The sequence below is a fragment of the Vreelandella titanicae genome, from assembly GCF_014697095.1.
In the GTDB taxonomy this organism is placed as follows: domain Bacteria; phylum Pseudomonadota; class Gammaproteobacteria; order Pseudomonadales; family Halomonadaceae; genus Vreelandella; species Vreelandella titanicae.
In genome coordinates, this window is record NZ_CP059082.1 from 2,369,332 (window position 1) to 2,381,480 (window position 12,149).

The 12,149-nt window shown below is 53.4% G+C and carries 11 protein-coding genes; 7 read left to right on the top strand and 4 right to left on the bottom strand.

Going from position 1 to position 12,149, the window contains the following annotated elements; translation table 11 throughout:
• Positions 1–65 precede the first annotated feature (65 nt).
• Positions 66–656 (top strand): TetR/AcrR family transcriptional regulator, encoded by a 591-nt coding sequence (locus HZS52_RS10870; protein ID WP_022522312.1) that lies wholly within the window; start codon positions 66–68, stop codon positions 654–656.
• 26 nt (positions 657–682) lie between these two features.
• Here the strand turns inward: HZS52_RS10870 and HZS52_RS10875 are convergent, their stop codons facing one another.
• Both HZS52_RS10875 and HZS52_RS10880 read right to left on the bottom strand, forming a co-directional pair.
• A complete protein-coding gene (locus HZS52_RS10875) occupies positions 683–1,486 on the bottom strand; it encodes a helix-turn-helix domain-containing protein (protein ID WP_022522313.1) in 804 nt (267 codons plus the stop codon).
• Positions 1,487–1,594: 108 nt separating this feature from the next.
• Entirely contained in the window at positions 1,595–2,605 is a 1,011-nt protein-coding gene (locus tag HZS52_RS10880; RefSeq protein WP_022522314.1) for a zinc-binding alcohol dehydrogenase family protein, read from the bottom strand.
• 122 nt (positions 2,606–2,727) lie between these two features.
• Here HZS52_RS10880 and HZS52_RS10885 point away from each other — a divergent pair, with 122 nt between their 5' ends.
• Both HZS52_RS10885 and HZS52_RS10890 read left to right on the top strand, forming a co-directional pair.
• Positions 2,728–3,612: a LysR family transcriptional regulator gene (locus HZS52_RS10885; protein ID WP_190374732.1), complete on the top strand. Its 885-nt coding sequence runs from the start codon at positions 2,728–2,730 to the stop codon at positions 3,610–3,612.
• A 117-nt stretch (positions 3,613–3,729) separates the two neighbouring features.
• Positions 3,730–4,614, top strand: a complete 885-nt coding sequence (locus HZS52_RS10890; RefSeq protein ID WP_190374733.1) for an alpha/beta fold hydrolase — start codon at positions 3,730–3,732, stop codon at positions 4,612–4,614.
• 61 nt (positions 4,615–4,675) lie between these two features.
• On the opposite strand, the gene fabF is transcribed toward HZS52_RS10890, so the two are convergent.
• Positions 4,676–5,947, bottom strand: a complete 1,272-nt coding sequence (gene fabF, locus HZS52_RS10895; protein ID WP_190374734.1) for a beta-ketoacyl-ACP synthase II — start codon at positions 5,945–5,947, stop codon at positions 4,676–4,678.
• 231 nt (positions 5,948–6,178) lie between these two features.
• Between fabF and HZS52_RS10900 the strand changes: the two genes are divergently transcribed.
• A complete protein-coding gene (locus tag HZS52_RS10900) occupies positions 6,179–6,820 on the top strand; it encodes a TetR/AcrR family transcriptional regulator (protein WP_027958059.1) in 642 nt (213 codons plus the stop codon).
• A gap of 172 nt (positions 6,821–6,992) precedes the next feature.
• A complete protein-coding gene (locus HZS52_RS10905; RefSeq protein WP_190374735.1) occupies positions 6,993–9,176 on the top strand; it encodes an OsmC domain/YcaO domain-containing protein in 2,184 nt (727 codons plus the stop codon).
• A gap of 79 nt (positions 9,177–9,255) precedes the next feature.
• Here the strand turns inward: HZS52_RS10905 and HZS52_RS10910 are convergent, their stop codons facing one another.
• Complete coding sequence (locus HZS52_RS10910; protein ID WP_190374736.1) at positions 9,256–10,158, bottom strand: LysR family transcriptional regulator; 903 nt, start codon at positions 10,156–10,158, stop codon at positions 9,256–9,258.
• 100 nt (positions 10,159–10,258) lie between these two features.
• On the opposite strand from HZS52_RS10910, the gene HZS52_RS10915 reads away from it, so the two are divergent.
• Together HZS52_RS10915 and HZS52_RS10920 are read left to right on the top strand one after the other, a co-directional pair.
• Positions 10,259–10,474, top strand: coding sequence for a DUF2798 domain-containing protein (locus HZS52_RS10915; RefSeq protein ID WP_022522320.1), 216 nt, complete (start codon positions 10,259–10,261; stop codon positions 10,472–10,474).
• A gap of 185 nt (positions 10,475–10,659) precedes the next feature.
• Positions 10,660–12,123, top strand: coding sequence for an alanine/glycine:cation symporter family protein (locus HZS52_RS10920; protein ID WP_190374737.1), 1,464 nt, complete (start codon positions 10,660–10,662; stop codon positions 12,121–12,123).
• The last annotated feature ends 26 nt before the right edge of the window (positions 12,124–12,149 follow it).

A 12,149-nucleotide genomic window follows, 5' to 3' on the forward strand; every position in this document is an offset into this window, starting at 1 on the left:
TGGCTTTCATTCACTTGGCTTTCTCTCACTTGAAAGCAATAGACTGACTGGTCTACTTTAGGCATATGAAAAATACTGCAACGCGCGACAAATTAATCGATAGCGGCGCCCAGCTGATTAGTCAGCAAGGCTACAACGCAACGGGCATTAATGCCGTTTTAAAAACCTGCGGTGTGCCTAAAGGCTCTTTCTATCACTACTTTTCCAGCAAAGAAGATTTCGGGTTGGCGGTGATCGAGCGTTTTGCCGCCAGCTATGATGAAACGTTGATGGCGCTGCTGGAAGATAATGACACGCCGCCGCTTGAGCGTCTAAAACGTTACTTCGCGGCTGGCCGTGAGCATATGCACGAGTGCGACCACGCCACGGGCTGTTTGATTGGCAACCTTGGCCAAGAGCTTTCGGGGCAGAGCGATACCTTCCGCGATGCGCTAAATCTAGTCTTTCAGCGCTGGGAGCAGCGTTTTGTGCGCTGCCTGGAAGATGCCCAGGCGCGGGGAGATATTGCCACCCATTCGCCCCCAGAAGCGCTCGCCAGCTTTATTCTTACCGGCTGGGAAGGCGCTATACTACGCGCCAAGACGTTGAAATCCGTCGAGCCCATGGAACACTTTGAAAAGATTCTGTTCCAGCAAGTGCTGGTGCCTTCCTCTTAACGCTTACCTACTTAAACATCCGTGCTCTAGTGACGAGCTCTGAAGTGATGCTCATCAGCGGCCACATCGTTTCGAGTGGCGGCTATTAGAGCGTCATCAAGTGAAGGGTCGTCCAGTGTTATTAAACCGCACTGTGCCAGCGCTTCGCGCAGGCTGACCTGTTCATCCAGGCGTTGATACACCACCCGCACACAACAGGGCATGCGTTCACTGTTATCCGCCACGCCTATTTTTAAGCCGGTCAAACGCGTCACTTGGCTCTGAAAACTCGGAAACAGAATCGTCTGAGTGATTTCATGGCCGTTAAGGGTTTCGTGGTCGACCAAAAAGAGTCGATCAGCAAGCTTAACCGCGGTACCTACATAACGATTGTGACACGGGCGGGAGCCGGGCGTGGTCTGCATCCGCTCGGTGCGCTGATAGACCACGCCACCTTCCCGTGCTTCCAGGCACACCAAAGTTCGCATTAACTGCCCCGGTCGCGACATTGAGTGATAAAGCTCAAAGTAACGGCCAATATAGCGCTCCATGCCTTCGCTGCCGCGCTGAACCAGCGCGTTAGGCCAAGGCAGCGTTGCTGGAGTTGCTTCTCTATTGAGCTGGCCGGTTTGTACCAGAGCACGAAAATCATGATGGGGTAGCGCGATATCCTCAGTGGTGACGCCGAAAAAGTGGCAAATGCGCTGAAGAGCGGCGTGGCTGGGGCGGTAGCGCCCACTCAGGTAGCGGTTAAACTGAGCACGGTTGATCGTTAAACGCCGACAAACCTCTGCAATAGACGGGTAGTAGCTGCAGAGCAGGCGCAGGTTGGCCACAAAATCGTCATGCATGGGGTGACTCGATTCTCTTGGTGTCGTGGCTGCCTAATGTGATGGTTCACGCCTCAGAGTGCAACGGCCTTGTGCCAGGGCCGTCGCGCCCATTAAGCAATTTTTTGTTTAAAAACCTTCCAAGACCAGTTTGCCGATCGTGCGGTTGCTCTCAATAAGTGCGTGCGCGCGTTTTAGATTCTCAGCATTAATGGGGCCTAACACCTCGCCTAAGGTGGTTGTTAGCCTTCCATCATCGACCATGGCTGCCACTTCTGTGAGCAGATCGTGCTGCTTGGCAAGATCGTCGGTGGTGAATAACGGGCGGGTAAACATCAGCTCCCAATGCAGCGAAAGGCTTTTCACTTTGAGCTTCCGCACATCGATCAGTTCCGGGTCATCAATCAGTGCCAATTTGCCCTGAGGCTTAAGGGCTTCAACAATGGCCTCAAAGTGGTGATCGGTTTGGTTAAGGCTGATCACCATATCCACCCCGTCAAAGCCTGCCACTTTAAGCGCCTGATCAAGTGGTTGGTGGTGGTCAATCACTGCGTCCGCGCCTAGCGACTTCACCCAGGATTGGCTTTCGGGCCGAGACGCCGTACCAATAACAGTAATATCGGTGAGCTGTTTGGCAAGTTGCACAAGGATTGAGCCCACGCCCCCCGCTGCGCCAATCACCAACAGGCTTTTGCCTTGGGTATCGCGCATGCCCAGCTCTAGCCGGTCAAACAGCAGTTCCCAAGCGGTAATGGCGGTTAATGGAAGCGCAGCGGCTTCAGTGTCAGAAAGGCTTTTTGGCGCTAGGCTGGCGATGCGCTCATCGACCAGTTGAAACTCGGCGTTAGAGCCTTGGCGAGCAACGTTACCCGCATACCACACCCGGTCACCTGGCTGAAAACGCGTAACGGCGCTGCCAACGGCATCCACAATGCCCACAGCATCGTACCCAAGTACGCGCGGCTCGCCGGTTTTCGGCAAGGCGCTGTTGCGCACTTTGGCATCAACGGGGTTTACGGAAATGGCGCTAACCGCAACACGAATATCGTGGGCTTCTGGTGTTGGGATCGGTAACTCAATCTCTTGAAGTGCATCAGGATGATCAATAGGCAGACTTTGGGTAAAGGCAATCGCTTTCATAATGGGGAGTCTCGTGAGTTGTCGTTGCGCCATCATGCCTGGATGTTGTTTTGCTAAAAAGAGGGGTAATCTTGCTAACAGTTTCTAATAAATTTTGAAGATAGCAGGCGCCAGGGGGTCTAATGCGTGTCGATGATCTAAAAGTGCTGACCTATGCCGCCGAGCACGGCAGCCTTTCTGCCGCTGCGCGGGAGTTAGCGATTACTCCAGCGGTGGCCAGTGTGGCCATCAAACGTTTGGAAGATGCGCTAGGCACGCGGCTATTGGTGCGCTCTACCCGCAGTTTGCGGCTAACCACCGCGGGCGCACACTACCTTGTGCACGCTAAAGCGGCGCTCAATGCTCTCAACCAAGGCGAGAAAGAACTTCACCGCGAGCGCCAAGAGATCGCTGGAGAGCTCAGTCTTGCCATGCCTTCCGACCTGGGTCGCAATGTGCTGCTGGGCTGGTTGGACACCTTTATGGCCCAGCACCCGCAGTTGCATTTACGCCTGCGAGTAAGTGACCGCGTGAGTGATCTGTTCCGCCAACCCGTAGAAATCGCCCTGCGATACGGCGTTCCGGAAGACTCCAGCCTCGTCGCATTGCCGCTTAAAAGCGATAACTATCGCGTGGTATGTGCCTCTCCAGACTATATTACGCGTCATGGCAGTCCTGCTTACCCCGACGATTTACACCAGCACAACTGTCTGTGTTTCGTGCTTGGCGAACGTGTTCATAACCAGTGGAAGTTCGGGAGTGACAACATCAACGTAAAAGGCAATCGGGTGAGCGACGATGCCGATTGTGTGCGGCGCTGGGCATTGGCTGGCGAGGGCATTGCTTACAAGTCACGGCTAGACGTTGAAGAAGATCTTCGCAATGGTCGCCTAGTGGCAATGCTGGAGGAGTTTCCCTGCGAGCCAACGCCGCTTTACCTTGTGTGCCCTCATCGCCTTTCATTGACGCCTGCCGTGATAGCGTTAAAAGACTTTCTTATTCAGCAGTTAAAAGGTTACAGCCGCTAGCGACTGAGGTCAGGGTTTAACATCAACTTGTATTGCGAATCACTGATATAGGCGTTTATAAAAGGGTTACGCGATTACGTTGTGTTAGTTACATTGCCAGCAGACCAGGAGAACACCATGTTTCATGGGTTTGAAAAACAAACACGCCACGTTAATGGCGTCGAGATCGCTTTTCGAATGGGTGGCAGAGGCCCAGCACTGCTACTGCTTCATGGCCACCCTCAGACCCACGTGATTTGGCACAAAGTGGCAGAAGAACTTGCCCCATATTTCACCATTATCGCCGCGGATCTGCGCGGATACGGTGACAGCAGTAAACCCGACGATGATCCTGAGCATCTAAATTACTCCAAGCGCGCTATGGCGCAGGATATGGCTGAGCTAATGAGCGCGCTGGGTTTCGAGCGTTTTAAAGTGCTGGCCCATGATCGCGGCGCGCGGGTCGCCCACCGTTTAGGTGTTGACCACGCTGAACGCGTAGAGCGCATGGTGCTATTGGATATCGCCCCGACGCTTGCCATGTATCGCGGCACCAACGAGGCCTTTGCACGCAGTTACTGGCACTGGTTCTTCTTGATTCGGCCTCAGCCGCTGCCGGAAATGCTGATCCAGAGCGATCCCGCCCAATATCTGAAAAGCGTAATGGGTGCCCGCAGTGCCGGTATGGCGCCTTTCTCCTCAGAAGCCCTGGCCGAATATGAGCGCTGCTTGTCGCTCCCCGGTACCGCCACCGGCATTTGCGGCGACTACCGCGCCAGCGCCACGATTGATTTAGCGCACGATCAGGCAGATATCGACGCGGGTGTAAAACTCACCTGCCCGATAAAAGTGATGTGGGGCGCTGAAGGCGCTATTGAAGCCTGCTTCGATACTTTAAGCGAGTGGCAAAAAGTCGCCACCGATGTAGACGGCAAAGCGCTGCCTTGCGGCCACTACATCGCTGAGGAAGTTCCTGAAATGCTGCTTGAGGAAGCGCTGTCGTTTCTATGCAAGAAAGGATGACAATAGTGTTTAGATAAACCGATCATAGCCTGGCGGCAGATCGGTTTATTTATTTCCGTCTTTAACGCTCGATACTGCTAACAATAAGCGCCGCATTGACGCCACCAAAACCGAATCCGTTGCACAATACATGCTTAGTGATGTGCTTATGATGAGTCGCCGTGACGAAGGTTAAATCCTGCATATCATCATCGCAGTGCTCAAGATTGATGGTAGGCGGAAGTTGCTGCGTATTGGCTGCCAATACAGAGAAAATACTCTCTATGCCCCCTGCTGCGCCTAAGAGATGGCCTGTGGCGGCTTTCGTTGCCGAAATCGGGATGGCGGGCAAGCGCTCGCCGAATACATTACGCAATGAGGCAATTTCAGCCCGGTCGCCAACGGGGGTCGAGGTAGCGTGGGCATTGATATGGTCAATAGCATCAGTGGTAAGGTTCGCCATGCCTAGCGCTGCTTGAATCGCTGCTGCTGCGCCAGCCCCATCTTTTGGGCCTGCCGTTAGATGATAGGCATCTGCGCTGGTGCCGTAGCCGCTAATCACCGCTAACGGCGTTGCACCCCGCGCGACCGCATGCTCAAGCGTTTCGATCACCATAACGCCAGCGCCTTCTCCCATCACAAAACCGTTACGGGCTTTATCAAAGGGTCTGGACGCGCGTTCAGGGTTGTCTGCTTCTGTGGAAACGGCCTTTAGAGCGTTAAAGCTGGCCAGTGAAAGCGGGTCAATACACGCCTCGGCGCCGCCGACGAGGGCTACATCAGCTTCTCCATTGCGTATGATGCGCATACCGTCGCCAATGGCCTGTAGCCCTGCCGCGCAAGCTGTAACCGGGCATCCCAGAGGGCCTTGAAAGCCATAGCGAATGGAGAGATTGCCAGCCGCCAAATTGGCTAGAAAGGCGGGCACCGTGAAGGGGGAAAGTTTGCGATAGCCTCGCTCGGCAAGGGTTTTTTGGGCTTGAGTAATGGTAGGGAAGCCGCCAATGCCGGAACCAATAATGGTGGCCGTTCTGCGTTTCTGAGCCTGCTCAACGGGAAACCAGTTGGCCTGTGACAGTGCCTCTTTGGCTGCCGCCAATGCGTAGAGGCTGAACAAGTCCATTTTGCGCTGCTCTTTGGGATCGGCTATCTCATCCAGGTCAATACCGCCGCTGGGGTCATGGCTAATGCTCGGCACCACCCCGGCAATTTTGATCGGGATATTACTTGTGTCAAAGCGGTCAATGGTGCTGATGCCAGACTGACCGTTAACCAGTCGCTGCCAACTTGTGTTGACGCTGTTGCCTAGCGGGCTGACCATACCCATGCCAGTAATCACGATAGGTGAGTGCATAGTGACTCCTGAGTTATTGATATGGTCACCCTAGCAATGGGCAATATATGATCAAGATAATATTTAGGCTTTGTACGAAAACTGCCTGCGCTCGACAATACTGCGTTAAAAATCGCCTCGAAATGCTCATTTACACCCCGTAAACTCTGCTTTCTCGTTGATTTTTGCCTTGTCTAGTCTTCGCTCGCCGACTTTTCGTACAAACCCTAGCTGACGTATGACGAGGTAGATATGCCTTATCCCAAGAGCCATAAATCGAAAACCAAAGAGCGCATTTTGGCTTCGGCGACGGAGCTATTCAGCCGCAATGGGTTTCAAAAGGTATCGATTGGCCAGATCATGAAGCTAGCCAAGATGACGCATGGCGCTTTTTATGCACATTTCGCTTCCAAAGAGGCCCTTTACAATGAGTCTGTTCGCCTGACCATTGATAACAGCCGGGCGGCTAGGCTGGTAAAAGGGCCGCTTTCGTTACAACACCTGACCGAATTAGTCGCCAACTACTGCAATCTCCAGGAGCTGGAAGCTAAGCATAAGCCGGGGCCTGAAGCGGTACTGTTCAACGAAATAGGCAGTGAAAAAGCAGAAATCCGCACCCTGTTTGAAGCGTCATATATGAGTATGAAAAAGATGCTTGAAACGCGATTGATAGCGCTGAGTAAGCTGAAACAACTTCCCTTTGCCGATGACCGCAAAGCGATTGCTGATAAATCCCGGGTCATATTGGCCTCCTTGGTAGGGGCCGTCGCCATTGCCAAAAGTTTGCCGGGGGAGGTGGAGCGAAAGCAGGTGTTGGTAGCCACACAACGCCAGATTTTGCTGATGCTCGGGGTCAGCGAAGCTGAGGCGGAGCGTATGATGCAAGCTCAATAGTGCGTGAAGAGAACCCCGAGTTGCTGCTGTAGTAAGAACAACCATTTTTGCACGACATGTGGTAGATGATTTGGGAGACTGACCAAGACGAAGCGGGTAAAAAACTGGATAATGGGCCGCAATTCGCCTACTGCCCACTGCTAGGCAAACTCATTGCTCCGGATGCCCGCTCATGGAAATCAAAGTTAACTATCTCGACAACCTCCGCCTGGAGGCCAAGTTCGATGATTTTACGGTTATCTCCGACCAGCCGATTCGCTATAAAGGTGACGGCTCGGCACCGGGGCCGTTTGACTACTTCCTGGCATCGTCTGCCATGTGTGCGGCCTACTTTGTAAAGGTGTACTGCAACGCCCGTGATATTCCTACCGAAAATATTCGTCTTTCCCAGAATAATATCGTCGATCCGGAAGATCGCTATAAGCAGATTTTCAAAATCCAGGTCGAGCTGCCTGAAGATATTTCTGAAAAAGACCGCCAGGGCATTCTGCGCTCCATTGACCGCTGCACGGTCAAGAAAGTGGTGCAAACTGGCCCTGATTTCCAAATCGAGACGGTAGAAAACATCGATGAGGACGCCCAGGCGCTGCTGATGGGCGCACCGGAAGGCGGCAGTACCTACATCGAAGGTAAAGACCTGCCGCTGGAGCAGACCATTGCCAATATGAGCGCGATCCTTGCTGACCTGGGCATGAAGATCGAAATCGCCTCCTGGCGTAATATCGTGCCTCATGTTTGGTCACTGCATATTCGCGATGCGGCCTCCCCCATGTGCTTTACCAACGGCAAAGGCGCGACCAAAGAGAGTGCGCTGTGTTCGGCGTTGGGCGAGTTTATCGAACGTCTGAGCTGCAACTTCTTCTATAACGACCAGTTCTTTGGCGAAGAGATGGCGGGCAGCGCCTTTGTTCACTACTCCAATGAGAAGTGGTTCAAGCCGGGCCCGAACGATGAACTGCCTGCGGAAATCCTCGACGAGCACTGCTTGGCGATCTATAACCCGGAAGGCGAGCTGTGCGGCTCAAACCTGATCGATACCAACTCGGGTCGCGAAGACCGGGGCATTGTCTCGCTGCCTTATGTGCGTCAATCCGATGGCGAAACGGTTTACTTTCCTTCCAACCTGATCGAAAACCTGTTCCTGAGTAACGGCATGAGCGCGGGCAATACCCTAGTAGAAGCTCAGGTACAGTGCCTCTCGGAAATCTTTGAGCGGGCGGTAAAACGGGAAATCCTCGAGCAGGAGTTGGCTCTGCCGGATGTGCCGCAGGAGGTGCTGGCGAAATACCCCAGCATTGTCGAAGGTATTAACGCTTTGGAAGCTCAAGGCTTTCCGGTGTTGGTGAAAGATGCCTCCATGGGCGGGCAGTTCCCGGTCATGTGCGTGACCTTGATGAACCCGCGCACCGGCGGCGTGTTTGCTTCCTTTGGCGCCCACCCAAGCTTTGAAGTAGCGCTGGAGCGCAGCTTGACCGAGCTGCTCCAAGGCCGCAGCTTCGAGGGCTTGAATGATCTGCCGCTACCCACCTTTAATTCGCAAACGGTTGCTGAGCCGAACAACTTCGTTGAGCACTTTATCGACTCGGTGGGCGTGGTCTCATGGCGCTTCTTTAGCGCCAAGTCTGATTTTGAGTTCAGCGAGTGGGACTTCTCCGGCAGCAACGAGGAAGAAGCCGAGACGCTGTTCGGTATCTTTGAAGAGCTGGGTGCCGAAGTGTATATGGCGGTACACGAAGACCTGGGAGCACCGGTGTGCCGTATCCTTGTGCCGGGCTACTCCGAAGTTTACCCCATCGAAGATCTGATCTGGGATAACACCAATAAGGCGCTGGATTACCGCGAAGATATTCTCAACCTGCACCGCCTCGACGACGATCAGCTCACCGACCTTGTCGAACGGCTGGAAGAGAGCCAGATGGATGACCACGCCGATATCATCACCCTGATTGGTATCGAGTTTGATGAAAACACCGAGTGGGGCCAACTGACCATTCTAGAACTGAAATTGCTGGTCTACCTGGCGCTACAGCGCCATGAAGAGGCGCTGGACTGTGTGCAGATGTTCCTGCAGTACAACGACAACACCGTCGAGCGCGGCCTGTTCTATCAAGCAGTGAACGCGGTGCTGGAAATTGTGCTGGATGATGAGCTGGAGCTTGAAGATTATCTGCATAACTTCCAGCGCATGTTCGGCGAAGCCACCATGGTGGCGGTGGTTGGTTCAGTGAGTGGCGAGGTACGTTTCCACGGCCTAACGCCCACTAACATGCAGTTAGAAGGCCTAGAGCGCCACCAGCGCTTGATTGAAAGCTATAAAAAGCTCCACGCTGCTCGGGCGGCAAAAGCGGGCATCTAAGCATTATCCAAAAATGATGGTCGTTAACTGCTGGCGTTACGGCGCCAGTAGAGAAGCCAGTTTGCTCCGTACAGTCGGTCTAATCAGCAGAGTGGAACCAGGATTGGTGACTGAGGAATTCGATTAACTCGCTGCGAAACAGCTTGGCCCGCGCTGAAAGGCTTCGCCGGTAGGGCCATACCAGGAAAATTTCCCTGTTGAGCCCCTGCCACTCAGGCAGTACTCGGATTAACTCCCCCGTTTGTAGGCTGTTGGCCACCATGCTGGTAGGCATCAAGGAAACGCCGGCGCCCGATTGGGTGAGATTCAGCACAATACTCATGTCGTTACTGATGTGAAAATGGCTTTTGCGGCAAGTGTACTGACTGCCTTCCCTGTGCGTGAGATGCCAGTCGCTAAACATTTTGGCGGCCACGCTGGGGCACGCTTCTAACTCATCAATCTTACTGGGAAGAGGATGCATCATGGTGGGTGATGCCACCAATATGAACTCTATATAGCCCAGGTATTTCTGGATCAGCGTATCGTCTTTTTGTGGCCCAGAGCGTAGTGCAATATCCGCTTGTTGGCCGCGAATGTCGGCTACGTTGTTGTCCAGCTCGATGGTCAGCGAAATCTCAGGGTAGCGATGGATAAAGTGACGCCAAAATGCATCTAGCGGCCCGCTGCCCAAATTGACCGGCGCCATAATGTTCAACGGCCCGCTTAGGCTATGCAGCGTTTGATCCAGATCCAAAATGCGCTGATCTAGTGCGAGCACCAATTCCTCACATTCGCGGTAGTAGGATTCGCCGTGAGGCGTCAACGTCAACCCCTTGGTTGAGCGATAGAGCAACTCAACGCCTAGCGTTGCTTCTAATGCGCTTATACGCCTCGACACGGTGGCAATAGTCATCTTCAACGATGCCGCCGCAGCCGTGAGACTGCGTTGATTAGCGGCCACGATAAAGATATTTAGGTCATCTAACGAGGGTTTTCGCATTTTGCAATTCTGTAAAATTGATTCTCATATATTGGCATATATTACCGTTATAGATGTTTGTTAATCTACCTGCACTTATACATCATCCTTAGGTACTCTCATGAAACATAGAATTATCTTCGCTATTCTCATGTCGTTTACGCTATCGCTAATTATGTCTGCCTGGGTGACCTACGTGAATATCGGCATGCATGCTGATTTTGTTGGCATCTGGATGCACGCTTGGTTTCTTGCCTGGCCAGCCGCTGGGATCATTGCGTTTATCAGCGGCCCCTTTATCCATAAGTTAGCCCACCGCATTGCCGAGAAGGTCTGACGGCTTGCCTGATGCACTATGGTGCACCCACTGATGCAGCGAGTGCACACAACTGCACCGCTGCGCCAAATTTAATCCTGCCCCACACTTGGTAAAACGTTCTCCGCGGCGCGAATTCCACAAGCGCGATAACAAACGACGCGAATTCAAACATAACGCTAATACAAAAACGCGGAGAGAATCACATGCTCGATATGCTCAATGACCTCCTGTGGGGGAAGGTTCTACTAGTGCTGCTGGTGGGCGTTGGCATCGGTTTTACCGTTGCGTCCCGCTTTGTGCAGTTTCGTTATTTCGGTGAGATGTTTCGCATCCTCGGTTCCGGCCAAGCCTTTAAGCGCAATAAACACGGCCATTTAAGCTCGTTTCAGGCGCTGGTGCTCTCAGTGGCTGGGCGCGTTGGTGGTGGCAACATCGCCGGCGTAGCGGTTGCGATTACCTTGGGTGGCCCAGGGGCGATTTTTTGGATGTGGTTGGTGGGTTTAATGGGTATGGCCACCAGCTTTTTGGAATGCACCCTGGCACAGACCTATAAAGAAGCCGAAGGTGACGGCACCTATCGCGGCGGCCCCGCGTACTACATTGTTAAAGGGCTGGGTAAGCAGTGGCGCTGGCTGGCAGCGTTCTACTCGGTACTGCTGCTGTTGACCTTCGGTTTTGCCTTTACCGCACTGCAATCCTATGCGGTGGCAACCTCTTTCGGCGATGCTTTTGGCGTACCGGTGCTTTATAGCGGTATTGCCCTGGCGATGCTGGTAGGGCTGATTATTTTCGGCGGTATTAAGCGTATTGCACGTATTTCCGAGGTTTTGGTGCCCTTTATGGCGGTGAGCTATATCGCCATTGCGCTGCTGGTCATCGCCATGAATATTACGGAAATACCTAGCGTGATTGTGCTGATTGTAAAGAGCGCTTTCGGCCTTGAACCACTGATTGGTGGCGGTATTGGCGCGGCAATTATGATGGGCCTGAAGCGTGGCCTGTTCTCTAATGAAGCGGGCTTGGGTAGTGCGCCAAACGTCGCGGCGGTGGCCTATGTGCCGCACCCTGCCAACCAGGGCATCGTGCAGGCGTTTTCGGTATTTATCGATACCGTGATTATCTGTTCCGCCACGGCGTTTGTGATTCTGCTCAGCGGTGCTTATGACCCGACCGTAGGTGCTGGTGTTGAAGGCATCGCCCTGACCCAGGCAGCGCTGGCCGACCATGTGGGCGAATGGGGCCGCACTTTTGTCAGTTTGGCACTGTTGCTGTTTGCGTTTAGCACCATTCTCTACAACTACTACTTGGGTGAGAACAGCCTCAACTTCTTTAGCCGCGACAACCAGAACCTGTTTAACGCCTTCCGCGTTGCCATCGTGCTGTTGGTTTGCTGGGGCGCGACCACTGATTTGGGCACCGTGTTCGGCTTTGCTGATGTCACCATGGGGCTGCTCGCCGTGGTCAACCTGATTGCGCTGATCATGCTGTTCAAGTGCGGCCTGCGCATTTTGAAAGACTTCGATGGTCAGCGTCGGCAGGGCATCAAACAGCCGATTTTTGACGCTAACCAGCACCCAGATCTTGACCTGGATCCAAAAGCCTGGGAGCTAGAGCCTGAAGAGGCCGAAGCGTTAAAGCAGCGCCTGGAAGGCGTGCCTGCGAAGTAAGTATTTATTTAGACGACTGTACTGAT

What these genes read in the sequence shown, in the direction of transcription:
- HZS52_RS10870 (WP_022522312.1), top strand. Translation starts at nt 66, where the DNA reads ATGAAAAATACTGCAACGCGCGACAAATTAATCGATAGCGGCGCCCAG.
- HZS52_RS10875 (WP_022522313.1), bottom strand. Translation starts at nt 1,486, where the DNA reads ATGCATGACGATTTTGTGGCCAACCTGCGCCTGCTCTGCAGCTACTAC.
- HZS52_RS10880 (WP_022522314.1), bottom strand. Translation starts at nt 2,605, where the DNA reads ATGAAAGCGATTGCCTTTACCCAAAGTCTGCCTATTGATCATCCTGAT.
- HZS52_RS10885 (WP_190374732.1), top strand. Translation starts at nt 2,728, where the DNA reads ATGCGTGTCGATGATCTAAAAGTGCTGACCTATGCCGCCGAGCACGGC.
- HZS52_RS10890 (WP_190374733.1), top strand. Translation starts at nt 3,730, where the DNA reads ATGTTTCATGGGTTTGAAAAACAAACACGCCACGTTAATGGCGTCGAG.
- fabF (WP_190374734.1), bottom strand. Translation starts at nt 5,947, where the DNA reads ATGCACTCACCTATCGTGATTACTGGCATGGGTATGGTCAGCCCGCTA.
- HZS52_RS10900 (WP_027958059.1), top strand. Translation starts at nt 6,179, where the DNA reads ATGCCTTATCCCAAGAGCCATAAATCGAAAACCAAAGAGCGCATTTTG.
- HZS52_RS10905 (WP_190374735.1), top strand. Translation starts at nt 6,993, where the DNA reads ATGGAAATCAAAGTTAACTATCTCGACAACCTCCGCCTGGAGGCCAAG.
- HZS52_RS10910 (WP_190374736.1), bottom strand. Translation starts at nt 10,158, where the DNA reads ATGCGAAAACCCTCGTTAGATGACCTAAATATCTTTATCGTGGCCGCT.
- HZS52_RS10915 (WP_022522320.1), top strand. Translation starts at nt 10,259, where the DNA reads ATGAAACATAGAATTATCTTCGCTATTCTCATGTCGTTTACGCTATCG.
- HZS52_RS10920 (WP_190374737.1), top strand. Translation starts at nt 10,660, where the DNA reads ATGCTCGATATGCTCAATGACCTCCTGTGGGGGAAGGTTCTACTAGTG.